Here is a 276-nt window from a genome sequence, read left to right on the forward strand (position 1 = left end):
TGCCAGGCTATTACTTGCTCCGCAGGGGGATACATAGGATCGCTTTTAGGCCGAGGCTTTGGGCTTGGCTGGCTGTTTTTATCGCTCGTTACTTTAGTTTGCGTTTGCGCCACTGGGCTATCAACCACTTGCTGTTGGGGGTTATTAGTTTTGCACCCCGATAAAATGATGGCACTGCCACACACACATAAAATAGCCATTAAACGCGAGGTCATGCTAGTTAACTCCTTGATTTGTTATTATGGGAAGCGTAATTAAAAATCGACAACCTTGGGG

General features: G+C 46.4%; 1 pseudogene. It reads right to left on the reverse strand.

Features of this window, described 5'->3' with window-relative positions:
• Positions 1-215, reverse strand: a pseudogene (locus AAEY62_RS22255) (hypothetical protein); the annotation flags it as partial.
• Positions 216-276 lie beyond the last annotated feature (61 nt).

Source organism: Pseudoalteromonas sp. GW168-MNA-CIBAN-0100 (genome assembly GCF_040309225.1).
Lineage (GTDB): Bacteria > Pseudomonadota > Gammaproteobacteria > Enterobacterales > Alteromonadaceae > Pseudoalteromonas > Pseudoalteromonas arctica.